The sequence below is a fragment of the Rhodococcus sp. HM1 genome (assembly GCF_023218075.1).
Taxonomy (GTDB): domain Bacteria; phylum Actinomycetota; class Actinomycetes; order Mycobacteriales; family Mycobacteriaceae; genus Rhodococcus.
In genome coordinates, this window is the sequence record NZ_JALPTB010000037.1 from 20810 (window position 1) to 43422 (window position 22613).

20 protein-coding genes and 1 tRNA gene are annotated in these 22613 nt (G+C 69.5%); 13 read left to right on the forward strand and 8 right to left on the reverse strand.

All coding sequences use genetic code 11. The features are described from left to right. Positions 1-24: 24 nt before the first annotated feature. A complete protein-coding gene (locus M1M07_RS19080; RefSeq protein ID WP_248675208.1) occupies positions 25-927 on the reverse strand; it encodes an NADP-dependent oxidoreductase in 903 nt (300 codons plus the stop codon). Between the two features lie 107 nt (positions 928-1034). Between M1M07_RS19080 and M1M07_RS19085 the strand changes: the two genes are divergently transcribed. The 7 genes from M1M07_RS19085 to M1M07_RS19115 all read left to right on the forward strand — a co-directional run bounded on the left by M1M07_RS19085 (position 1035) and on the right by M1M07_RS19115 (position 10219). Next, complete coding sequence (locus M1M07_RS19085; protein ID WP_248675209.1) at positions 1035-3833, forward strand: DEAD/DEAH box helicase; 2799 nt, start codon at positions 1035-1037, stop codon at positions 3831-3833. Between the two features lie 2 nt (positions 3834-3835). Then, the gene (locus tag M1M07_RS19090; protein WP_248675241.1) at positions 3836-4591 is read left to right on the forward strand and encodes an SWIM zinc finger family protein; all 756 of its coding nucleotides are present in this window, start codon (positions 3836-3838) and stop codon (positions 4589-4591) included. A gap of 158 nt (positions 4592-4749) precedes the next feature. Next, positions 4750-6282 carry a CoA-acylating methylmalonate-semialdehyde dehydrogenase gene (locus tag M1M07_RS19095; protein WP_248675210.1) on the forward strand — a complete coding sequence of 511 codons (1533 nt, stop codon included), beginning with the start codon at positions 4750-4752 and terminating at the stop codon, positions 6280-6282. A 44-nt stretch (positions 6283-6326) separates the two neighbouring features. Next, entirely contained in the window at positions 6327-7481 is a 1155-nt protein-coding gene (locus M1M07_RS19100; protein WP_248675211.1) for an acyl-CoA dehydrogenase family protein, read from the forward strand. Next, positions 7478-8536, forward strand: a complete 1059-nt coding sequence (locus tag M1M07_RS19105) for an enoyl-CoA hydratase/isomerase family protein (protein WP_248675212.1) — start codon at positions 7478-7480, stop codon at positions 8534-8536. Before M1M07_RS19100 ends, M1M07_RS19105 begins: the two co-directional genes overlap by 4 nt. Position 8537: 1 nt before the next feature. Continuing rightward, on the forward strand, positions 8538-9446 hold the full coding sequence (gene mmsB, locus M1M07_RS19110) for a 3-hydroxyisobutyrate dehydrogenase (protein WP_248675213.1): 909 nt from the start codon (positions 8538-8540) through the stop codon (positions 9444-9446). Continuing rightward, positions 9443-10219 carry an enoyl-CoA hydratase gene (locus tag M1M07_RS19115; protein WP_197252435.1) on the forward strand — a complete coding sequence of 259 codons (777 nt, stop codon included), beginning with the start codon at positions 9443-9445 and terminating at the stop codon, positions 10217-10219. The genes mmsB and M1M07_RS19115 overlap by 4 nt, the downstream gene beginning before the upstream one ends. A 72-nt stretch (positions 10220-10291) precedes the next feature. On the opposite strand, the gene M1M07_RS19120 is transcribed toward M1M07_RS19115, so the two are convergent. From M1M07_RS19120 to M1M07_RS19135, 4 genes are all read right to left on the reverse strand, one after another. Continuing rightward, positions 10292-10819 carry a MarR family winged helix-turn-helix transcriptional regulator gene (locus M1M07_RS19120; RefSeq protein WP_248675214.1) on the reverse strand — a complete coding sequence of 176 codons (528 nt, stop codon included), beginning with the start codon at positions 10817-10819 and terminating at the stop codon, positions 10292-10294. A 193-nt stretch (positions 10820-11012) separates the two neighbouring features. Next, positions 11013-12161, reverse strand: coding sequence for a sulfotransferase (locus tag M1M07_RS19125; protein WP_248675215.1), 1149 nt, complete (start codon positions 12159-12161; stop codon positions 11013-11015). A 59-nt stretch (positions 12162-12220) separates the two neighbouring features. After that, positions 12221-13012: an SDR family oxidoreductase gene (locus tag M1M07_RS19130; RefSeq protein WP_248675216.1), complete on the reverse strand. Its 792-nt coding sequence runs from the start codon at positions 13010-13012 to the stop codon at positions 12221-12223. Continuing rightward, positions 13009-14175: a hypothetical protein gene (locus M1M07_RS19135; protein WP_248675217.1), complete on the reverse strand. Its 1167-nt coding sequence runs from the start codon at positions 14173-14175 to the stop codon at positions 13009-13011. Before M1M07_RS19135 ends, M1M07_RS19130 begins: the two co-directional genes overlap by 4 nt. 84 nt (positions 14176-14259) lie before the next feature. On the opposite strand from M1M07_RS19135, the gene M1M07_RS19140 reads away from it, so the two are divergent. From M1M07_RS19140 to M1M07_RS19165, 6 genes are all read left to right on the forward strand, one after another. Beyond that, positions 14260-15198, forward strand: a complete 939-nt coding sequence (locus tag M1M07_RS19140) for an IclR family transcriptional regulator (protein ID WP_248675218.1) — start codon at positions 14260-14262, stop codon at positions 15196-15198. Between the two features lie 123 nt (positions 15199-15321). Next, positions 15322-16254 carry a sulfate adenylyltransferase subunit CysD gene (gene cysD / locus M1M07_RS19145; RefSeq protein ID WP_248675219.1) on the forward strand — a complete coding sequence of 311 codons (933 nt, stop codon included), beginning with the start codon at positions 15322-15324 and terminating at the stop codon, positions 16252-16254. Then, complete coding sequence (cysC, locus tag M1M07_RS19150; RefSeq protein ID WP_248675220.1) at positions 16254-18158, forward strand: adenylyl-sulfate kinase; 1905 nt, start codon at positions 16254-16256, stop codon at positions 18156-18158. Before cysD ends, cysC begins: the two co-directional genes overlap by 1 nt. After that, positions 18155-19273, forward strand: a complete 1119-nt coding sequence (locus tag M1M07_RS19155; RefSeq protein ID WP_248675221.1) for a 3'(2'),5'-bisphosphate nucleotidase CysQ — start codon at positions 18155-18157, stop codon at positions 19271-19273. Before cysC ends, M1M07_RS19155 begins: the two co-directional genes overlap by 4 nt. A 64-nt stretch (positions 19274-19337) precedes the next feature. Continuing rightward, positions 19338-20336 (forward strand): MBL fold metallo-hydrolase, encoded by a 999-nt coding sequence (locus tag M1M07_RS19160; RefSeq protein WP_248675222.1) that lies wholly within the window; start codon positions 19338-19340, stop codon positions 20334-20336. Positions 20337-20368: 32 nt separating this feature from the next. After that, the gene (locus tag M1M07_RS19165; RefSeq protein ID WP_248675223.1) at positions 20369-20734 is read left to right on the forward strand and encodes an SgcJ/EcaC family oxidoreductase; all 366 of its coding nucleotides are present in this window, start codon (positions 20369-20371) and stop codon (positions 20732-20734) included. Between the two features lie 74 nt (positions 20735-20808). Here M1M07_RS19165 and M1M07_RS19170 read toward each other — a convergent pair. The 3 genes from M1M07_RS19170 to M1M07_RS19180 form a co-directional block, all read right to left on the reverse strand. Further along, positions 20809-20884, reverse strand: a tRNA-Arg gene (locus tag M1M07_RS19170). 105 nt (positions 20885-20989) lie between these two features. Further along, on the reverse strand, positions 20990-21670 hold the full coding sequence (locus M1M07_RS19175) for a DUF305 domain-containing protein (protein ID WP_248675224.1): 681 nt from the start codon (positions 21668-21670) through the stop codon (positions 20990-20992). Between the two features lie 2 nt (positions 21671-21672). Beyond that, on the reverse strand, positions 21673-22506 hold the full coding sequence (locus M1M07_RS19180; RefSeq protein ID WP_197255221.1) for a DUF3105 domain-containing protein: 834 nt from the start codon (positions 22504-22506) through the stop codon (positions 21673-21675). Positions 22507-22613 lie beyond the last annotated feature (107 nt).

Sequence of the window (22613 nt, forward strand, 5' to 3'; positions counted from 1 at the left end):
TGCGCGTCCGATCCGCGGGTGCGCTCAGCGAACCACGATGACGACCTTGCCGCGGGCGTGGCCACCTTCGACGACGGCGAGCGCCGCACCGGCCTCCCGCAGCGGGAACGTCCGCTCGATGTGCGGGTCCACGGTGCCGTCCGCGACGAGAGCCGCAACGGCCGCGAACACCTCGGTGGTGCGCCGCCGCTCCACTCCGGAACCACCCAGTTCCGCTGCTCCGGCCGGATCGGCGACGCTGACGATGCGGGCTCCGGGAGCGGCTGCGGCGAACGTCCGGAGGGTCGCGCCGCCGACCAGGTCGACGATCGCGGTGACGCCGGAGACACGGGTCGCCGTGTCGTCGCCGGATTCGATCCAGGTGGCGCCGTTGCCTTCCACCAGGTCCCGTTTGCCGGCCGACGCGACCCCGAGCACGGTCGCGCCGCGTGTCCGCGCGAGCTGGGTCGCGGCGGATCCGACGCCCCCGCCGGCGCCGATCACGAGCACGGTGTCCTCCTCCGAGATCGCGAGCGCGTCGACGATGTCGAACGCGGTGCCCAGGGCCACCGCGACGGTCGCGGCGGCGGCGAAACCCACCTGCTCAGGTTTGTGGGCGGCGCTGTGCGCGTTGAGCAGCGTGTACTCGGCGTATCCACCGAACCCGGTCGCGGTCGCGCCGAACACCGCGTCCCCGACCGCGAAGCCGTCGACGCGGTCGCCGACAGCGGTGACGACACCGGACACCTCCCGGCCCAGCACGGCCGGCAGCGTGACCGGCACCGTGTCCTTGCGGGTGCCCGCCCGGACCTTCCAATCAGCCGGATTCACGCCCGCCGCGTGCACCGCCACCAGCAACTGCCCGGGACCCGGTACGGGGACGTCGGGGTCGAGGAACTGCTGGGTTTCGGGGCCGCCGTATTCGGCGAAACCGTAGGCGAGGGGCATGCGCTCAGCCTAGGGCGGCTCCGCCGCCGGTGTGTCTTTGTGGCGGCCCTGACCGCCACAAAGACACACCGGCGCCGGAGGCGCACTCGCCTGGCACCATGGTGGGCATGTTGCACGGGGTCTGGTCACCGGGATCGGGTCTGTTGTTGTGGCGCGACCCCTCGGCCCCGCCCGACGACGACGTGCTGCCGTCGGCGCTGCGGCGCTGGATCGACCGCCCGTTCCGGCATCGCGTCGAGCTGACCTTGCCCGGGGACGAGGAGTCGCGCACCCTGCCCGCGGTCGCCGTGGCACCTCCGGATGCTGCCCAGCTCCTGCTGGATCTGCCGCGCCGGCCCGACGGCGTGTCGGGGGACCTGCGTTTCCTCGCGCACGTCGCCCGAGGCATCGAACGCTGGGCCCAGGCAGGCCGCGTCGCACCGCAGATGCATCGCGCCGAGAAACAGTGGTGGGTGCGCTGGCAGCTGCTCGGCGGGGAACGGACCCGCGCGTGGAAGGCCGAACTGGTCGCCGCGATGCCGCCGGTGCAGCGGCAGCTGGGCAATCCGTCGCGGCTGCTCGAGAACCTGTGCACCGAGCTCACCGACCCGATCACCCGGGCGATGCTCGGGTCCGGCACCTCGCTGCATCCGCTGATCGCGGCGCTGACCGAGGGCACGCCGCACCACGCCGGCACCCAGCGCATGGCCGACGCGCTCGACGAGTGGCGCGCGAGCCTGTCCGGCAACGAACCCGACCTGGTGCTGCGGCTCGTCGAACCCGACGAGGCCGATGATCCCGCGGACGCCCTGTGGCGGCTCGAGGTGTGCCTGCGATCGGAGGGTCAGGCCCCGGCACCGGTGCCGATCGGCGGCACCGACGCGGAACTGCTGCAGATCGGCATCCGCAAGCTCGGCGCCGCGCTGAAGGCCTACCCGCGGCTGCAGGACGTGCCCCGCGACCCCGACAGCCTGGATCTGCTGCTGCCCACGCCCGTCGTCGTCGATCTCGTCGAGCACGGCGCGCGTGCCCTGCAGGACGCCGGGGTGGCCCTGCTGCTCCCGCGCGCGTGGGCGACGGTCGAACCGTCGCTGCGGCTGCGTGTCGAGTCCGCCGCCGCCCCGGTCGCGGCCGAGGAGAGCGCGGTCGGCATGAACGCGATCGTCTCGTACGAATGGCAGCTCGCGGTGGGCGACATGCTGCTCAGCGCGGCCGAGATGGAACAGCTCGTCGCCGCCAACAGCGACCTGGTCAAGTTGCGCGGCAAGTGGGTCAAGGCGGACGCCGCCGCACTGGCCCAGGCCGCCCGCTACGTGACCCGCAATTCCGGACAGGACACCACCCTCGGCTCGTTGTTCGCGCAGTTCACAGGCGACGACGTGCCGCCCGCCGAGGTCACCGACATCAGCGCCTCCGGGTGGGTCGCGACCCTGCTCGACGGGCAGGCGCACCCGGAACCGGTCCCGGCCCCGCCCGGCCTGCACGCGACCCTGCGGCCCTACCAGCAGCGCGGCCTGGACTGGCTGGCGTTCATGAGCGGGCTCGGGCTCGGTGCGGTGCTCGCCGACGACATGGGCCTGGGCAAGACCGTGCAGGTGCTGGCGTTGCTGGTGCACGAACGCACCCGCGGCCCGGTCCGGCCGACGCTGCTGGTGTGCCCGATGTCGGTGGTCGGCAACTGGCAGCGCGAGGCCGCGAAATTCGCGCCCGGCCTGCGCGTCCACGTCCACCACGGGTCGGGCCGGTTGCGTGACGACGACCTGGCCGCGGTGGTCGACGACAGCGACCTGGTCATCACCACCTACGCGATCGTCGCCCGCGACCTGGCGCACGTGCGGGCTCTGACCTGGCATCGGGTGGTGCTCGACGAGGCGCAGCACGTGAAGAACGCGAATACCGCGCAGTCGCGCGCGGTGCGGTCGGTTGCGGCCTCGCATCGCATCGCGTTGACCGGCACACCCGTGGAGAACCGGCTCGAAGAACTGCGGTCGATCCTCGACTTCGCGAATCCGCGGCTGCTGGGGTCGCCCGCGTCGTTCCGTGCCCGGTTCGCGGTGCCCATCGAACGCGAACGCGACGCGGCGGCCGCGGCCCGGCTGCGGGCGCTGACCGCCCCGTTCGTGCTGCGGCGCGTCAAGACCGACCCGGACGTGATCGCCGACCTGCCGGAGAAGTTCGAGCAGACCGTGCGCGCGAACCTCACCGCGGAGCAGGCCGCGCTGTACCGGGCGGTCGTCGACGACATGATGCGCAAGATCAAGGAGAAGGAGGGGATGGCCCGCAAGGGCGCGGTCCTCGCGGCGCTGACCCGGCTCAAGCAGGTGTGCAACCATCCGGCGCACTATCTCGCCGACGGATCGCCGGTGCTGCGCCGCGGCCGTCACCGCTCCGGCAAGCTCGGCTTGGTCGAGGACATCGTCGAATCGGTGCTCGCCGACGGCGAGAAGGTCCTGCTGTTCACCCAGTTCCGCGAGTTCGGGGAGCTCATCGCCCCCTATCTCGCCGAGCGGTTCTCCACGCAGGTGCCCTTCCTGCACGGCGGGGTGTCCAAGACCCGCCGCGACGCGATGGTCACCGGGTTCCAGGAACCGGACGGGCCGCCGATCATGCTGCTCTCGCTCAAGGCCGGTGGAACCGGACTCAATCTGACCGCGGCCAATCACGTTGTGCACCTGGATCGATGGTGGAATCCTGCGGTGGAGAACCAAGCCACCGACCGGGCGTTCCGGATCGGCCAGCGTCGCGACGTGCAGGTGCGCAAGCTCGTCTGCGTCGGCACCGTCGAGGAACGGATCGACGAGATGCTCACCGGCAAACAGGAACTCGCGGACCTCGCGGTCGGTGTGGGGGAGAGCTGGATCACCGAGCTGTCCACCGACCAGCTCCACGCCCTGTTGACCCTGAGCGACGACGCGGTGGGTGAATGACCATGGCGCGAAACAATTTCCGCAGATACGGCACACCGATCCGCGTCGACGGCGGCATCGAGGCCCGCACCAAACGCGGTGCGATCGGGCGCAGCTGGTGGTCGAAGGAACTGATCGGTGCGATGGAGCAGGTCGCCGACAAGGGCCGGCTGACCCGCGGCCGCACCTACGCGCGCTCGGGTCAGGTGCTCTCGATGCGGCTCGAACCGGGCGCGGTCGTCGGCGACGTGCAGGGCAGCCAGCTGCGCCCGTTCACCGCGACCGTCACGGTCCGCACCCTCGACGACGAGGCGATCGCCGAACTGGTCGAGCAGGTGCGTTCGGCGCCCGGGATGCTCGCGCGGCTCGCGGCCGGGGCGCTGCCGGAGGAGCTGGGGCCGCTGCTGCTGCCGCGGCGCGCCGGAGAACTCGACTTCGACTGCACGTGCCCCGACGACGGCTGGCCCTGCAAGCACGCTGCGGCGGTGGCGTATCTGCTGGCCGAGCACGTCGACGAACACCCGCTGGCCGTGCTCACCCTCCGGGGCGTGGGTCTCGAGCGGCTGATCGGCGAGGTCGATGCGTCGGAGCCGCCCGCCGACGACTTCTACGGCGACGACACGGAACTGCCGGAACTGCCGATGGAGCGGTTCCGCCCGGCGCTCGAGGACCTGGACCCGATGCTGCTGCGGCGTGCGCTGCGCGCGGGCGGCACGGACGAGGCCGTCGTCATCCGCGCGGTGTCCGACCTGGAGGATCTGTACCGCCGCCTGCGATGACGCGGCGTTGCCTGGGGGTGACGCGGCGTCGCGGGGGGACCGACGGGATGTGACGGTAGACATACATGGACTTCCAACTATAGGATGGACACAGACTTCGAGGGGCCCGCTTTCGGCGCCCTGTGTCCGAACCGTCGATCAGCAAAGGACTCGCGACAATGAGCATTCGTGAACTCACCCACTTCATCGGCGGCAAGCACGTCGCCGGGACGTCCGGGCGATTCGGGGACGTCTTCGACCCCAACACCGGCGCGGTGCAGGCACGCGTCCCGCTCGCCACCCAGAGCGAGGTCGAGGCCGCCATCGCCAACGCCGAAGAGGCCCAGAAGGAATGGGCGTCGTGGAACCCGCAGAAGCGCGTCCGGGTGCTGATGCGGTTCCTGCAGCTCGCGCAGGACAACATGGACGAACTCGCGCGGCTGCTGTCGAGCGAGCACGGCAAGACCATCCCCGACGCCAAGGGTGACGTCCAGCGCGGCCTCGAGGTCGTCGAGGTCGCTCTCGGCGCCCCGCACCTGCTCAAGGGTGAATACACCGAGTCCGCCGGCACCGGCATCGACGTCTACTCGATGCGCCAGCCCCTCGGTGTCGTCGCCGGCATCACCCCGTTCAACTTCCCCGCGATGATCCCGCTGTGGAAGGCCGCCCCGGCCCTCGCCTGCGGCAACGCGTTCGTCCTCAAGCCGTCCGAGCGCGACCCCTCGGTGCCGCTGCGCCTCGCGGAGCTGTTCATCGAGGCCGGCCTGCCCGCCGGTGTCTTCAACGTCGTCAACGGCGACAAGGAATCCGTCGACGTCCTGCTCAACGATCCGCGTGTCAAGGCCCTCGGCTTCGTCGGCTCGACCCCGATCGCGCAGTACATCTACGAGACCGCCGCGAAGAACGGCAAGCGCGCGCAGTGCTTCGGCGGCGCGAAGAACCACGCGATCATCATGCCCGACGCCGACCTCGACCAGGTCGCGGACGCACTCGTCGGTGCCGCCTACGGCTCGGCCGGTGAGCGCTGCATGGCGCTGTCCGTCGCCGTCCCGGTCGGCGAGGAGACCGCCGACCGCCTCGTCGCCAAGCTCCAGGACCGCATCGCCGAGCTGCGCATCGGCACCAGCTTCGACGAGAAGGCCGACTTCGGTCCGCTCGTGACCGCCGCCGCCCGCGACCGCGTCCACGACTACATCGCCAAGGGTGTCGAGGAAGGCGCCGAGCTCGTCGTCGACGGCCGCGGCTTCGTCCTCGAGGGCAACGAGAACGGCTTCTTCTCCGGTGCGACCCTGTTCGACAAGGTCACCACCGACATGTCGATCTACCGCGAGGAGATCTTCGGCCCGGTGCTCACCGTCGTGCGCGCCCGCGACTACGAGGACGCGCTGCGTCTGCCGACCGAGCACGAGTACGGCAACGGCGTCGCCATCTTCACCCGCGACGGCGACACCGCCCGCGACTTCGCCACCCGTGTCCAGGTCGGCATGGTCGGCGTCAACGTCCCGATCCCGGTCCCGATCGCCTACTACACCTTCGGCGGCTGGAAGGCCTCCGGCTTCGGCGACCTCAACCAGCACGGTCCCGACGCCTTCCGCTTCTACACCAAGACCAAGACGATCACGCAGCGCTGGCCGTCCGGCGTCAAGGAGGGCGACCTCGAGGGTGCCCACGTGAGCGACACCGACCACTTCGTCATCCCCACGATGGACTGAGCGCCTCGGACCGGACCGGACGACAGACCCCAGACAGGATCAGCATGTTCACCCTCACCGACGACGACCGGGCGATCCGCGACACCGCCCGCGACTTCGCCACCGAGTACCTGGCACCGAACGCAGTGGAATGGGACCAGGCCAAGCATTTCCCGGTCGACGTGATGCGCAAGGCCGCGGCACTCGGCATGGGCGGCATCTACGTCCGCGAGGACGTGGGCGGCTCCGGACTGCGTCGACTCGACTCGGTGCGGATCTTCGAGGAACTCGCCAAGGGCTGCCCGTCGATCGCCGCGTACATGTCCATCCACAACATGGTCACGTGGATGATCGACAAGTTCGGCAACGACGATCAGCGGCGCCGCTGGGTGCCGGGGCTGTGCTCGATGGAACAGTTCGGCAGCTACTGCCTCACCGAACCGGGCGCAGGCTCGGACGCGGCGGCCTTGAGCACCAAGGCCGTCCGCGACGGTGACGACTACGTGCTGACCGGCGTCAAGCAGTTCATCTCCGGCGCCGGCACGTCCGACGTGTACGTCGTGATGGCGCGGACCGGAGAACCCGGCCCGCGCGGCATCTCGGCGTTCATCGTCCCGAAGGACACGCCGGGTCTGTCGTTCGGCGCGAACGAGAAGAAGATGGGCTGGAACGCCCAGCCCACCCGCCAGGTCATCCTCGAAGGCGCGCGGGTACCGGCGGAGAACCTGCTCGGCGCCGAGGGCGGCGGCTTCCGCATCGCGATGCAGGGCCTCAACGGCGGCCGCCTCAACATCGCCGCGTGCTCGGTCGGCGGCGGCCAGACCGCCCTCGACCGCACCGTCGCCTACCTCGCCGAACGCAAGGCGTTCGGCGACCGGCTCCTCGACTCCCCGGCGCTGCAGTTCCGCCTCGCGGACATGCGCACCGAACTCGAGGCTGCCCGGACGCTGCTGTGGCGGGCGGCGGACGCGCTCGACCGGGGCGCCGACGACGTCGTCGAACTGTGCGCGATGGCAAAGCGTTTCGCGACCGACGCCGGTTTCGAGGCCGCGAACGAGGCGTTGCAGCTGCACGGTGGCTACGGCTATCTCGCCGAGTACGGTATCGAGAAGATCGTGCGGGATCTGCGTGTGCACCAGATCCTGGAAGGAACCAACGAGATCATGCGGGTGGTCGTCGCGCGCAGCGTGGTGGCCGCGGCGCAGACAGGAGCGGCATGACCGGGCAGGAACCGGAAGTTCTCGTCGAGGTGTCGAACGGCGTCGGCCGTCTGACCCTCAATCGCCCCAAGGCGATCAACGCTCTCAACCACGGCATGGTCCGTACCATCGCCGAAAATCTCTCCGCATGGGCCGACGACGACTCGATCCGGGCCGTCGTCGTGTCCGGGGCGGGGGAGCGGGGGCTGTGCGCCGGCGGCGACATCGTCTCGATCTACCACGACGCCAAGGACGGCGGCACCGGATCGCAGGAGTTCTGGCGCGACGAGTACATCCTCAACGCCGCGATCGGCCGCTACCCGAAGCCCTACGTGGCGATCATGGACGGCATCGTGATGGGCGGCGGCGTCGGCATCTCCGCCCACGGCAACGTGCGGATCGTCACCGAACGCTCCACCATCGCCATGCCCGAGGTCGGCATCGGCTTCGTCCCCGACGTCGGCGGCACCTACCTGCTCTCGCGTGCCCCCGGCGAACTCGGCACCCACATCGCGCTCACCACCGGCCGGCTGAAGGCGGGTGACGCGATCGCCCTCGGCTTCGCCGACCACTTCGTCCCGTCCGAGTCGCTCGACAAGTTCGTCGCCGCGATCGGAAGCGCCGGGCTCGACGACGCGATCGCCGAATACTCCGGGACTGCACCGGAATCCGAACTGCTCGCACAGCAGTCGTGGATCGACGCCGCCTACTCCGCGGACACCGTCGAGGAGATCGTCGAACGCCTGCAGGCCTCCGACCTTCCCGAAGCGCAGGCCACCGCCGAGCAGATCCTCGGCAAGTCGCCGGTCGCGCTGAAGGTCACGCTGCGCTCGCTGCGGCAGGCCCGGCAGGCCGGCAGCCTCGAGCAGGTGCTCGACGAGGAATACCGGGTGTCGCTCGCGTCGCTGAAGTCGCACGACCTCGTCGAGGGCATCCGCGCCCAGGTCGTCGACAAGGACCGCAACCCGCAGTGGTCGCCGGCAACCCTCGCCGACGTGACCTCCGTCGACGTCGATGCCTACTTCCAGCCGCTCGGCGAGCTCGAACTCGGCCTCGCCGCCTCCCAAGGAGAATGACATGAGTGCTCTCCCCACCGTCGCGTTCCTCGGTCTCGGCCACATGGGCGGGCCGATGGCCGCGAACCTCGTCAAGGCCGGCTACTCGGTCACCGGGTTCGACCCGGTACCCGCCGCCCAGGAACAGGCGACCAAGGACGGCGTGACCGTCGTGGCCTCCGCCGTCGAGGCCGTGCGCGACGCCGATGTCGTCATCACCATGCTGCCCAACGGCAAGCTCGTGCTCGATCTCTACGACGAGATCCTGCCCGCCGCCAAGCCGAACACCCTGTTCATCGACAGCTCCACCATCGACGTCGCCGATGCCCGCGAAGCGGCCGAACGCGCCCACAAGGCCGGACACCGCGCCATCGACGCCCCCGTCTCCGGCGGTGTGGCGGGTGCCGCCGCCGGCACGCTGGCGTTCATGGTCGGCGGTTCCGAGGAGGACTTCGCCACCGCGCAGCCGCTGCTCGACGTCATGGGCAAGAAGGTCGTGCACTGCGGCGGCTCCGGTGTCGGACAGGCCGCGAAGATCTGCAACAACATGATCCTCGGCGTGTCGATGATCGCGATCAGCGAGGCGTTCGTGCTCGGCGAGAAGCTGGGCCTGAGCAACCAGGCGCTGTTCGACGTCGCGTCCAACGCATCCGGCCAGTGCTGGGCGCTGACCAGCAACTGCCCGGTCCCCGGACCGGTCCCGACGACCCCGGCGAACAACGACTACCAGCCGGGCTTCGCGGCAGCGCTCATGGACAAGGACCTCGGGCTGGCCGCGAACGCGCTGCGGGCCAACGGAGTGGAGGGCGAACTCGGGCTGCGCGCGGCCGAGCTCTACCATCGGTTCAACACCGGTGGCGGTGGCGGACTCGACTTCTCCGCCATCATCACCGACATCCGTGCCCGTTCGAATGCAGAGGACAACCAGTGACCGATTTCGAGACCATCCTGCTCGACCGCAAGGGTCGCGTGGGACTCATCACGCTCAACCGGCCCAAGGCGCTCAACGCGCTCAACAGCCAGCTGATGCGCGAAGTGGTCGCGGCCGTCGAGGAACTCGACGCCGACCGCGAGATCGGCGCGATCGTCATCACCGGCTCGGAGAAGGCGTTCGCCGCCGGCGCCGACATCAAGGAGATGGCGCCGAAGACCTACTCCGAGGCGTACGGCGAGGACTTCTTCTCCGACTGGGACAAGATCTCGTCCGCCCGCACCCCGATCATCGCCGCGGTCTCCGGCTACGCGCTGGGCGGCGGCTGTGAGCTGGCGATGCTGTGCGACTTCATCATTGCGTCGGACACCGCGAAGTTCGGGCAGCCCGAGATCAAGCTGGGCGTCATCCCGGGCATCGGCGGTTCGCAGCGCCTGACCCGCGCCGTCGGCAAGGCGAAGGCCATGGACATGTGCCTGACCGGACGCAACATGGACGCCGAGGAAGCCGAACGCGCCGGCCTGGTTTCGCGTATCGTGCCGGCCGCCGAGCTGCTCGACGTCGCGCTCGAGACCGCCACCACCATCGCGTCGATGTCGCTGTCCGCGGCGATCATGGCGAAGGAAGCGGTCAACCGCGCGTTCGAGACGACCCTCGCCGAGGGCGTGAAGTTCGAACGGCGCCTGTTCCATTCGACGTTCGCCACCGCCGACCAGAAGGAAGGCATGGCCGCGTTCATCGAGAAGCGCGCGCCGGAATTCAAGCACGCCTGAGCGTGATACGACTGCAGGGCCGACCCGGAAGGGGCGGCCCTGCAGTCGTTTTCGTGATCGGAGGTGGCGCCGTCACCACTTGGTCGGCGCACCCCCGGTGTCGAAGTCCCCGGCGTCGTGCCGCATCCCGGCCAGGATGCGCAGCAGCGGCTCGAGCTGATCGTCGGGAATGCCGGGTCGCGAGAACACCTCGGTGTTGAGCTTCTCGGTCGCGGCGATCGCCAGCGCGCGACCCTCGTCGGTGAGTTCGACCAGCGTCGCGCGGCGGTCGCTCGGGTGCGGGGTCCGGCGCACCAGTCCCGCCGATTCGAGCCGGTCCACCGCGTTGGTGACGCTGGTCGGGTGCACCTGCAGCCGCGCGCTGGCCTTGGCCATCGGCAGGGCGCCCTGGCGCGTGAAGTGCAGCAACGTCAGCAGTTCGTAGCGCGCGAAGGTGAGGCCGAACGGTTTGAGCACCTCTTCGACCCGCGCCATGAGGATCTGCTGGGCCCGCATCAGCGACGTCACCACGGCCATGCCGTCCGCGACCTCACCCCAGCCGTGGTCGATCCACTGGCGGTGGGCTTCGGCGATGGGGTCGAGCGGTAGCGGTGCAGGCATACGTCGATCATCCCACGACGGAACGCCTCAGCGGATAGCGGACACCGTCCGAAATCGATTCCGCGGGTGTCGCGGACGGTGATTTCGGGGCAGTGAGGGCTCGAACGGCCGGCACCGGGACCCGAAACGACCGCTGTTCCGACGGTGATCACCAACCATGGGGTGCCACCGCATGTTTCGTGCCCGCGGATGGTCAGCGGAAGGCGTAGTCGGGAAAGCGTTCGTCGACGTCTTCGACGGTGAGCCCGAACTCCGCGAGGGTGTAGCGATGCGCGGGTTTGCGGTCGCCCTGGCGGCTTTCGGTGTGCAGGGCCACCATCGCCGCTTCGGCCTCGGCGCTGAGACCGATCTCGAAGCGGTCGTAGAGGGACCCGATCGTGCCGATCGGGTCCTCGACGAAGTCGCGGTAGGCGACGTCGACGAACCGGGCCCGGTCGTGCCGGGCCCGGACCTCGGTGAACTTCTCGAAACCGCGCGCCCACAGGTCGAGCTGGCTGCGGCCGATCGTGTCGCCGACGAAGACCTCCGACCACCCCTCCGAGGCCTGCGCGGTGAGGCTGCACACCGACGGGATGACGGTGCGCGGGTCGCGATGGGTGACGACGACGAGCGCGTCCGGGTACACGGTGAGCAACTCGTCGAGCGCGAACAGGTGACTCGGGTTCTTCAGCACCCAGCGCTTGTCGGCGTCGGGCAGGCCGATGAGCTGCAGGTTGCGGCGGTGCCGTTCGTAGGCGCTCGTCCAGTCCTGGGTGGCGAGCCACCGGGAGTAGGTGGGCAGGTGCGCGAGGCACTCGTACGACACGGACCGGAAGGACTGACGCAGCAGCTGCCAGCATTCCTCGACCTCACCGGCGGACATGTAGTGCACACCCATGAACTCCGGATGCTCGATGTGGTGCTGCGCGAACCCGGCCTCGATCCCGGCGAACACCGGATTGTCCGCCCACGTGTCCCGCGGCGGCCGCGGCTGGGGCATCTCCGTCAGCCACATCTCGAGCCCCTGATGGGCCGGGTCGGCGGTGAGCAGCCGGTGCAGCGCGGTGGTGCCGGTGCGGGGCAGCCCGGTGACGAAGATCGGGCGGGTGATCTCGACGTCGGCGTGCTCGGGATGCTGCTTCCAGGCGGCCTCGGACAGCAGGCGCGCGACGAGGGCGCCGCGCAGGAACACCCGCGACATCTTGCTGCCGAGCGGCGTCAGTTTCTCGTCGCGGGCGTACGACTCGAGCAGGACGTCGAGGGCCTCGCGGTAGTCGTCGCTGCCGAAGTCGGTCAGCCCGGTGATCCGGGTTGCGGACTCGTGCAGGGATTCGGCGCTGCCGACCGTGGTGCGTTCGGACATGGTGGACTCCGTCCCCGTGTGCCTTTGTGGCGGCTCCCGCCGCCACAAAGGCACACGGCTCAATGGTGGAATTCGCCGCAGTTGACGTCGAGGCACTGCCCGGTGATCGCCGATGCCATCGGCGAGGCCAGGAAGATCACCGCGTCGGCGATCTCCTCGGTGGTGGGCAGGCGACGCAGGTCGCTGGCGGCTGCGGTGTGCTCGTAGATCTGCTCGACGGTGGTGCCGTACTTACCGGCCTGGTGCTCGAAGTAGCTCCGGAGAATCGGGCCCCAGATGTAGCCGGGAGCAACAGAATTGACGCGGATTCCCTGGGGGCCGAGTTCGGTCGCCAGCGACTGCGACATCGACAGCAACGCCGACTTCGCGATCTTGTAACTGCCGTACTGTTCCTGGGAGTGCCGCACCACCATCGAATTGATGTTCACCACTGCACCTTTCGCCTCGGCGAGGGCGGGGGTGAACAACTGGGTCAAGCGCAGCGCGCCGAGCACGGACAGTTCCACGCTGTCCCGGATGTGTTGGAAGTCGGTGCGCGCCAACGGCTTCATCGACGGGACCGAGAAGGCGTTGTTGACCAGCACGTGCACGGCGCCGAATTCCTCGGCGGCCGCGGCGACCAATGCGGCCGCGGACTCGTCGTCGGTGATGTCGGTGGGCACTCCCAAGGCGCGCCGGCCCAGCGCGGTGACCTCCGCGGCGACCTCGTCGAGCCGCTCGCGGGTGCGGGCTGCCAGCACGACGTCGGCTCCATGTTCGGCGCACCGGACCGCGAGGGTGTGCCCGAGGCCGGGCCCGACGCCGGAGATCACGACCACCCGGTCGTGCAGCAACCCCGCCGGCGCGCTCACGCCTGCATCCGATCGGCGATCGCGGTCTGGCGCGCCGCGATCCGCCGGGACCACGCCTCGGGGGTGATGCGGTTGGACTCGTGGAACGGCAGCGACTCGGCGATCTTGTCGAACGGAACCACCTGCGCCGTCGGACCGTCCGCGGACGTGAGCTCGCGGTCGATGCGCTGCCAGCGGAACTGCAGGATGCCGCGGCTGCGGCCGAGCGTCTCGATCCAGTTGGTGATGCCGGGGTTGCGGTTCGAGATCACGATGCGGACCTTGCCGTCCGGATCCACCTGGGCCTGAGTGTTGTTCAGCGACGTCTGGTGGTGGATGTAGTCCAGCGAGATGTACCAGAGGCTGCCGATCTGGAACCCCAGGTAGGGGGCGTCGGACGCGGGCACGGTGAGGATCATCGCCTCGTCGTCGGCGAGTTCGTAGTGCCCGACGGACGAGTACTGCGTGTCCAGGCCTCCGGGGGTGCGGCGCGGTGCGGTCACGGTGTTGACCGGCAGCTTCAGGTAGAACCACTCGGGGAACTGCAGCCACGTCTTCACCCGCGAGACGAGCGCACGTCCGGCGCGCTCGTAGCGTTTGACGGCGTCCTCCTGCGTCGGTTCGGCCGCGGGGGTGCCGAGCGTGTCGACCCGGTCGATGCGGACGGTGCCGCGTCGCTGCGACCAGTCGTTGTACACCTCCCGGATGACGAGCTGCGACGATCCGGGCGCGAGGGTGAAGTAGTTGCGCTCCGGATCGGCGGGGCCGGGGCCGAATCGCACCTCGAACGTGCCGTCGTCCTCGATGTGGATCGCACGGTCGTCGAAGGCGGTGACGTTGCCGGGCACGTCGGCGTCGGTGTAGTTGCCGGCGAGCACCTGGAAGCTCAGGTCGCAGGTCGTGCCGCGGCGTCCGGAGACCACGTACTCGGCGTCGTCGCGCACGGCCGCACCCCAGTACAGGGTGTCGGGGTTGTCCAGGCCCATCTTGGTGTAGGGACCGGTGCCGGTGATGAGGACCGGGTGGGTGCTGCTGTGGGCCCAGGCGGCGTGCACGCACGCGGCGATTCCCCCGGCGAGGTAGCCGTAGCCCTCGGCGAGATCCTGGTCGGTGCGGACGTGCGGCGCGGTGGCGACGAGTTTCTCGGCCTCGGCGATCGCCGCGGTGAGCGGATCGGTGATCACATCGATCTCCCTGTGGTCCAAATATGTACCGCTGCGGTAAGGTCTGGTTGGACCGACGATAGAACGTGTTACAGGAAGTGGTCAATGGTTCGTCTCAGCGATTCCACCGCGCCGAGCGGGGACGCTGCCGGGTCCGCCCGGCGCTCGCCGCCGACCGAACGGGTCGTGCAGGTCCTCGACCACCTCGTCGCGCACCCCGGCGTCCGGTTCGGCCTCTCCGAGCTCGCCCGCGAGCTGGGCCTGAGCAAACCCACCTGCCTCGGCATCCTCACCGCGCTCGCCGACGCGGGCTATCTCATGCGCGACCCGGTCGACAAGACCTACGGGCTCGGCCCCGCCCTGATCGTCGCCGGGCGCGCGGCGCAGCGCGGCTTCGCGGCCGGTCCGGTCGCGCACCGGCATCTCGCCCGGCTCAGCGCCCGGTTCGACGCCGCCTGCACCGCCTCCGCCGTGGTCGGCGACCGCATCGCGGTGCTCGACGTGGTGGGACCCCGGGGTGCGACGGCGAGCGCGCGGGTGGGGGAGGTGTACCCGTTCGCGCCGCCCGTCGGCCTGATGTACGTGCTGTGGGACACCGACCGGCGCCTCGAACAATGGCTGCGCCGCGAGCCGACCCTGCCGGTACGGCTCGACCGCCCGCATCTGCAGCGCGTGGTCGACCGGTGCCGGCGCACGGGATACCTCGTCGAATCGCTCACCCGGGGCGGGCGGCGGCTGTACGCGCTGATGGCCGGCGTGGTCGCGCACGACCTGGCGCCGGAACTGCGCGAACTGCTCGGGGAGCTGGTGTCCAGTCCGGGCGAGCGCGTCCTGTTCCCGGAGGAGGCCCCGGCCGGTGAACCGCTCGCGGTGAACCTGATCGCCGCGCCCGCCTACGACCCGGACGGACACCAATCGCTGGTCCTCGCGCTGCACGTCGAGGCCGAGATCGACGCCGCGGAGATCGCGCGGCGCGGCGCGGCGCTCGTCGAGGCGGCCGACGCGATCACCGCGGAGCTCGGCGGGCGACGTCCGGAGCGCTGACCGCCGCTCCGGGTCTCCCCAAACCGTTGACCCCGAATTGAAACTCGTTCTATCGTTTCGATAGTCCGACTTCGACCGAATCGGTACATATTTGGACCGACATCCCGGGTGGGGAGTACCTCGATGACCACGGCGCAGCCGTTTCGACCACCGTCCTACGAGTTGCCGCCCCTCCGCGCGCTCGAAGCCGAATCCGTGCACATCTTCCGGGAGGTCGCGGCGACCTTCGAGCGGCCCGTGCTGCTGTTCTCGGGCGGCAAGGATTCGGCGGTGATGCTCCACCTCGCCGCCAAGGCGGTCTGGCCCGCGCCGCTGCCCTTCCCGGTCCTGCACATCGACACCGGCCACAACTTCGACGAGGTCGTCGAATTCCGCGACCGGGTCGTCGAGCGACTCGGCCTGCGTCTGATCGTCGCGTCCGTCCAGGACGACATCGACGCCGGCCGTGCCGTCGAGGACACCGGTCCGCACGGCGGCCGCAACCGGTTGCAGACCGGCACTCTGCTGCGTGCCCTGCGCGAAGGCGGCTTCGACGCGGTCTTCGGGGGCGCCCGCCGCGACGAGGAGAAGGCCCGCGCCAAGGAACGCATCTTCAGCTTCCGCGACCGGTTCGGCCAGTGGGATCCCAAGGCGCAGCGACCCGAACTGTGGCACCTGTACAACGGGCGGCACCGCAAGGGCGAGCACATCCGCGTCTTCCCTCTGTCGAACTGGACCGAACTCGACATCTGGTCGTACCTGCGCGACGAGAACATCGACCTGCCGGCGCTGTACTACGCGCACCGCCGGCCCGTCGTCGAACGCGACGGCATGCTCCTGGCGCACACAAGGTTTCTCGCTCTGCAGCCCGGAGAGCAGCCGCGCGAGGCGCTCGTGCGCTTCCGCACCGTCGGCGACGCCACCTGCACCGGCTGCGTCGAATCCACCGCAGCCACCGCCGAACAGGTGGTCGCCGAGGTCGCCGCCAGCCGCGTCACCGAACGCGGCGCCACCCGCGCCGACGACCGGATCTCCGAGGCGGGCATGGAAGACCGCAAGAAGGAGGGGTACTTCTGATGTCCCGACTGCTGCGCATCGCGACCGCCGGCAGTGTCGACGACGGCAAGTCCACGCTGATCGGCCGGCTGCTGTTCGATTCCAAGGCCGTCTTCGAGGATCAACTCGAGGCCGTGGCCCGTACCAGCCGGGACCGCGGCGCCGAACAGACCGATCTGGCGCTGCTCACCGACGGCCTGCGCGCGGAACGGGAACAGGGCATCACCATCGACGTCGCGTACCGCTACTTCGCGACGCCGCACCGCAGCTTCGTCATCGCCGATACGCCGGGACACGAGCAGTACACCCGCAACATGGTCACCGGCGCCTCGACCGCCGACCTCGCGCTGATCCTGGTCGACGCCCGCAAGGGCATCCTCGAACAGACTCGGCGGCATGCCTTCCTGGCGAGTCTGCTCGGGGTGCCGCACCTGGTGCTGTGTGTGAACAAGATGGATCTGGTGGACTGGTCGCAGGAACGGTTCGAGGAGATCTGCGACGAATTCCGGCTCTTCGCAGCCAAACTGGAGATCCACGACCTGTACTTCGTGCCGATCTCGGCGCTGCAGGGCGACAACGTCGTCAGCCGCACCGCGAACATGCGGTGGTACGAAGGGACTTCGCTGCTGCATCACCTCGAACAGGTGCACATCGGGTCCGACCACAACCTCATCGACGCGCGCCTGCCGGTGCAGTACGTCATCCGCCGCAGTGGCGAATTCCGCCGCTACGCGGGCACCGGCGACTTCCGCGGCTACGCGGGCACCGGCGACTTCCGCGGCTACGCGGGCACCGGCGACTTCCGCGGCTACGCGGGCACCGTCGCCAGCGGCGTGTTCAAACCCGGCGACGAGGTGGTCGCACTGCCGTCCGGGTTCGGTACCCGCGTCGAGCGCATCTGGGGTCCCGGCGGAGAACCGCTCGAGCATGCGTTCGCCGACGTCGCCGTGTGCGTCGAACTCGCGGACGAACTCGACCTCGGCCGTGGGGACATGCTGTGCCGGCCCAACAACCGGCCGCTGGTCGGCACCGACATCGATGCCATGGTCTGCTGGCTCACCGAACGCTCGAGCCTCGATCCGGACACCCGCTACACCCTGCTGCACACCACGAAGGCGGTCCATGCCCGGCCTGTGCGGCTCGACTACCGGCTCGACGTCAACACGCTGCACCGCGACGAGACCGCAACCACGCTGAGCCTCAACGAGATCGGGCGCGTACAGCTGCGCACTCAGCAGCCGCTGCTGTCCGATCCGTACCGGCGCAACCGCACCACCGGCAGCTTCGTCCTCGTCGACGAGGCCACCGGCAACACCGTCGCCGCCGGCATGATCACCGGACCCACCCTCGCCGAGACGGGCGCCGTGTGGCACCCCGCCGAGGTCGTCCGCGCCGACCGCGCCACCACGGGCAGGACGGTGTGGCTGACCGGGCTGTCCGCATCCGGAAAGTCCACGGTCGCAGCGGAACTCGAACGAAAGCTGCTCGCGGCGGGAATTCCCGCCTATCGCCTGGACGGCGACAATCTGCGCCACGGACTCAACTCCGACCTCGGATTCGGACCCGAGGACCGCGCCGAGAACGTGCGCCGCGTCGGGGCCGTCGCCCAGTTGATGGCCGACGCCGGCCTCGTCGCGATCTGCTCGCTGATCAGCCCCTACCGAGCCGACCGCGACCGGATCCGGCAGCAGCACGCCGACGCCGGCATCCCGTTCGTCGAGGTGTTCGTCGACACCCCGCTCGCCGACTGCGAGGCCCGCGACCCCAAGGGCATGTACGCCCGGGCCCGGGCCGGGGAGATCAGCGGCTTCACCGGCGTCGACGATCCGTACGAACCGCCACAGAACCCCGACCTGGTGCTCCGCCCCTCCGACGGCGATCCGGTCGCGCAGGCCGCCCGGATCATGGAAGTGTTGATGCCATGACAGACGATGCTGCTCTCGCCGCCGAGATCGCCACGGCGGCAGGAGAACTGTTGCTGACCGTTCGAGCCGCCGAGGCCGACGCCCTGAGCGGGCGCGAACTCGGCCGCCGCGGTGACCACGACGCGAACGTGCTCATCCTCGAAATGCTGGCCGAGCACCGTCCCGGCGACGCCGTGCTGTCCGAGGAATCCGCGGACGATCCGGCGCGCGTCGACGCCGAGCGGGTATGGATCATCGACCCGCTCGACGGGTCGAAGGAATACGGGATGCTCGGCCACACCGACTGGGCCGTGCACGTCGCGTTGTGGGAGGCCGGTCGCGGCCTGACCGCCGGGGCGGTCGCCCAGCCGGGCCTCGGCGCCGTGTACAGCACCGACGAGGCGCCCGTCGTCGAACGGCGTCCGCTCGGCGAGGGACGTCCCCGCATCGTGGTCAGCGGTAGCCGCCCGCCGGAGTTCGCCGGTGCGGTGGCCCGCGCCGTCGGTGCCGACCTCGTGCGCATGGGTTCGGCGGGCGCGAAGGCGATGGCGGTGCTCCGCGGCGAGGTCGACGCCTATGTTCACGCCGGTGGCCAGTGGGAGTGGGACTCGGCGGCCCCCGTCGCCGTCGCGCAGGCGGCCGGATTGTTCTGCGCGCGGATCGACGGCTCGGAACTCGAATACAACCGCCCCCACCCCTATCTGCCGGATCTGGTGATCTGCCGGCCGGACTGGGCGCCGACGCTCATGGCGGCCGTCGCCGAGCACGCGACCGCGCCGACCGACAGCCCCCGGGTCGCGATGGCTCGGGCCTACATCCGGTCGCTGATCAGCCACGATGCGTCCCACGTCCGCCTGGCCGCCGATGCCTGGCGGGTGGAGAACGGGCAGCGAACCGGCGACACCGGGGCCGAGATCCGGTACCGGCTCGAGCACGGCCCGGAGTACCGGCCGCTCCGCCGGGTGCGGAATCTGACGTTCCACGAGTGGGGCAACAACGTCGTTGCGCGCTTCCTGCTCGAGATAGATACCGGCAGTGGTGCCGATATGACGGTGTCGATCACCGAGCACTTCGACATCCCGGCGGGGGAGATCCGTTCGATTCTCGCGATCATCGAGCCCCTGTCCGAAGAATAGTTGAACCTTTTGCGCTAGCTTCGAAGAAAGAAGATGCAGTAGTGCAGATTTCGGAGGCGCAAATATGGAACAGTTCAACGAGGCCCGGGACATCGGGGACGGCATCCACGCGATCCCCGTTCCCGTCGCGGACCTGCCGGTCGGCGACACCCAGGTCTACGCAGTCGAGTCCCAACGCGGCGTGATCCTCGTGGACGTGGGGTGGAACAACGACACCTCCTGGAATGCGCTGCAGGCCGGGCTCGCATCGGCCGGACTGTCGGTGACCGACGTCGAAGGGGTGGTCGTCACACACTTCCATCCCGACCACGTCGGCCTCACCGGCCGCATCCGCGAAGCGTCCGGATGCTGGGTCGGCATGCACGAAGCGGACTTCGAACAGCTCGGACACATGATGGCCGGCCACGACTGGACGAACCGGGAACTCGACCAGTGGGTCAAGGCCGGGGCGCCCGCCGAGTACATCGAGGAATTCCTCGCCGCCGGCCGTGATCGCGACGGCGTCCCGGACGAGAAACCGGACCGGGTGTTGAAGACCGACGAGATCATCCCGCTCGCCGGACGCACCCTGCGAACCGTGTTCACCCCCGGCCACACCCCGGGCCACGCGTGCTTCTTCATCGAGGAACACGGCATCCTCTTCAGCGGCGACCACGTGCTCGCCAAGACCACCCCGCACGTCGGCGAATTCGACTTCCCCGTGGCCGAACGCGACGCGCTGGGGGAGTTCCTCGACTCGCTGCGCGCCGTCGCGACTCTGCCCGCCCGCCGCACCCTGCCCGCGCACCGGCAGCCCATCGACGACCTCGCAGCCCGGACGGAGGCGCTCGTCGAACACCACGAACGTCGCCTCGACGATCTCTACGAGTCGTTCGGGGACGAGGAGCTGACGCTGTGGCAGGCCACCGAACGCATGACGTGGTACCGGCCGTGGGACGAGACACCGCCGCGCGGCAAGCAGATGGCCATGTCCGAAGGCTCGGCGCACATCCGCCACCTCATCGAGCGGGGGCGCGCCCGCCGCGTCCCCGGAACCGATCCGGCGCGGTTCGTCCGCGTGTGACACTCGATCGGACTGCAACGGAGAGGCAGGCGATGACGCCCGACCAGCTCGTCACCGAATTCTGCGCCGCCTGGGCGGAACCGGATCCGGCCGCGCTCGCTGCGTACTTCACCGACGACGCCGTGTACCACAACATTCCGCTGGAGGAGGTCCACGGCCGTGCCGCCATCGAGGAGTACTTCGCCGGGATGGTCGCGACGTTCGGCGGTATCGACTTCCGCATCCATCGCCAGCTCGCGAGCGACAACCTCGTCCTCAACGAGCGCACCGACGTGCTGACCGTCAACGGGCGCACGGTCGAGGTCCCCGTCATGGGCTCGTTCGAGGTGGCCGACGGGAAGATCGCCGCGTGGCGGGACTACTTCGACATGGGCCCGCTCGCGGCGACCACAGGATAGGGACCGGCGACCAGCCCGAAAATTACGAAAAGCAGTAGGCCCCGCTTCGAATTCGAAGCGGGGCCTACTGCTCGTGGTGCCCTCGGCAGGATTCGAACCTGCGACTTCTTGCTCCGGAGGCAAGCGCTCTATCCCCTGAGCTACGAGGGCAATCCGGGCCCACCAGCTGACCGGCGGTGCGGAGTTAGCCTAGCGCATTGTTGCCCATACGCCACATCGCCTGGTCAGCGCGGGTTTTTCGGCCCGGATCGGGGGTCAGTTCATCGGCAGGGGCTGTGCGCCGCGCTCGGCGAGCATCGCCGTCATCAACTCCGACTCGCCGGTCTGCGTATCGACCATCGTCTGCGCCAGCGTCCGCACCGCGGCGACCTCGCCGTGCTCGGCGCCGTACTCCATCATCGGCAACCCGCCCTGGTGGTGCCGCAGCATCAACTGCAGGAACAGCACGTCGAGTTCCGGACCCGACGCGGCCCGCAGCGCCGCCAGTTCCTGCGAGGTCGCCATGCCCGGCATCGGGACCGCCGCGGCGGACGAACCGTGACCCGCGGCGTGACCGTCGTGCATGGTCTCGCTGTCGTCGCTCATCCACGTCATGTACTCACCGGGGGGCAACGGCGCCTGATTCCACAGCGTCAGCCAGCCCTGCATCTGCCCGACCTGGTTCTGCTGGGTCGTGAGGATGTCGTACGCCAGGTTCTGCACCCGCTGATCCGTCGAACGGGTCAGCGCGATCGACGCCATCTCGATCGCCTGGTTGTGGTGCACGCTCATGTCCTGGGAGAAACCGACGGCCACGGAATCGGCCGCCGGAACCTCCTGCGCATCCCCGCGCGGGATCAGGAAACCGACCAGGAAACCGATCGCGAGCGCAGCAATGATCCCGAGTGCCACGAGGATTCGGCGCTGTCCCGAACCCTGCGAGAAACCGTCGCTCATGGTCAGCTACCCGCCGGAGCCTGCATGTCCGTCTGGACCTCGGCGGAGTCGACCGTTCCGCCGGTCATCGGCACGGCGTCCGGGCCGGGAGCCGACGGATCGAACGGCGGCGGGTTCGCCGGATCGTACGAGCCGGGGATCGTCGCGCAGCTCGCACCGACCTCCGGGTAGGTGTACCGGTTCTGACGCAGCGAGGCGATGAACTGGTCGATCCGCTCGTCGTCGGCGGAATCCACCGTGAGCTGGTGGCCCCACGACTGCAGCGAGATCGGCGAAGCCTGGCCCGGATACGGCGACATCATGGTGTAGGACTTGCCGTCGACCTTCGCGCTGAGCGTCTCGACCCCCGCGGCGTCGACCAGGTCCGGGTTGTACGTGATCCACACCGCACCGTGCTCGAGCGAATGCACCGCGTTCTCCGTACGGATCGCCTCCGGGTAGACGACGCCCGTGCACGTGGCCCAGATCGAGTCGTGCGGACCGCCGAACGGCGGGGTGTGGTCGTAGGCGACCCGCTGGGTGGAATCGATGTGCTGCCCGGCGGGATAGTCGACCGTGACGATGCCCTCGAGCGCGGTCGACGGATCCTGATTCGATTCGGACGGCGTCCACGCAGCCAGCTTCTGCTGATCCTGGTACTTCGGGACGATGCTGACGGCGATCACGGCGATCAGCGCGACGACCGCGACGACGCCACCGATCACCATCCACGGGATCTGACGCTGCTTGGGAAGTCCGCGGCCCCCGCCGCTCTTCTTCGCGGCGGCCGAAATGGCCTTCGCGGACTTGGCGCCGGACTTCTTGCCGGAACCACCGTTAACCGAACCGCTGGGCATCGCTGGTAGCTCTTTCGATCGGATGGACAACATCGGATGGACAACGAGACCGCGGCCCCGGGCCGCGTGCCCCCACAACTGTACGGGCGCGCTCCTGTGGGGCACCG

Bases quoted from the DNA above. Each gene is read 5' to 3' on its own strand.
- M1M07_RS19105 (WP_248675212.1), top strand. From the start codon at position 7,478: ATGACCGGGCAGGAACCGGAAGTTCTCGTCGAGGTGTCGAACGGCGTC.
- M1M07_RS19080 (WP_248675208.1), bottom strand. From the start codon at position 927: ATGCCCCTCGCCTACGGTTTCGCCGAATACGGCGGCCCCGAAACCCAG.
- M1M07_RS19140 (WP_248675218.1), top strand. From the start codon at position 14,260: ATGGTTCGTCTCAGCGATTCCACCGCGCCGAGCGGGGACGCTGCCGGG.
- mmsB (WP_248675213.1), top strand. From the start codon at position 8,538: ATGAGTGCTCTCCCCACCGTCGCGTTCCTCGGTCTCGGCCACATGGGC.
- M1M07_RS19100 (WP_248675211.1), top strand. From the start codon at position 6,327: ATGTTCACCCTCACCGACGACGACCGGGCGATCCGCGACACCGCCCGC.
- M1M07_RS19165 (WP_248675223.1), top strand. From the start codon at position 20,369: ATGACGCCCGACCAGCTCGTCACCGAATTCTGCGCCGCCTGGGCGGAA.
- cysD (WP_248675219.1), top strand. From the start codon at position 15,322: ATGACCACGGCGCAGCCGTTTCGACCACCGTCCTACGAGTTGCCGCCC.
- cysC (WP_248675220.1), top strand. From the start codon at position 16,254: ATGTCCCGACTGCTGCGCATCGCGACCGCCGGCAGTGTCGACGACGGC.
- M1M07_RS19090 (WP_248675241.1), top strand. From the start codon at position 3,836: ATGGCGCGAAACAATTTCCGCAGATACGGCACACCGATCCGCGTCGAC.
- M1M07_RS19085 (WP_248675209.1), top strand. From the start codon at position 1,035: ATGTTGCACGGGGTCTGGTCACCGGGATCGGGTCTGTTGTTGTGGCGC.
- M1M07_RS19125 (WP_248675215.1), bottom strand. From the start codon at position 12,161: ATGTCCGAACGCACCACGGTCGGCAGCGCCGAATCCCTGCACGAGTCC.
- M1M07_RS19095 (WP_248675210.1), top strand. From the start codon at position 4,750: ATGAGCATTCGTGAACTCACCCACTTCATCGGCGGCAAGCACGTCGCC.
- M1M07_RS19180 (WP_197255221.1), bottom strand. From the start codon at position 22,506: ATGCCCAGCGGTTCGGTTAACGGTGGTTCCGGCAAGAAGTCCGGCGCC.
- M1M07_RS19160 (WP_248675222.1), top strand. From the start codon at position 19,338: ATGGAACAGTTCAACGAGGCCCGGGACATCGGGGACGGCATCCACGCG.
- M1M07_RS19155 (WP_248675221.1), top strand. From the start codon at position 18,155: ATGACAGACGATGCTGCTCTCGCCGCCGAGATCGCCACGGCGGCAGGA.
- M1M07_RS19120 (WP_248675214.1), bottom strand. From the start codon at position 10,819: ATGCCTGCACCGCTACCGCTCGACCCCATCGCCGAAGCCCACCGCCAG.
- M1M07_RS19175 (WP_248675224.1), bottom strand. From the start codon at position 21,670: ATGAGCGACGGTTTCTCGCAGGGTTCGGGACAGCGCCGAATCCTCGTG.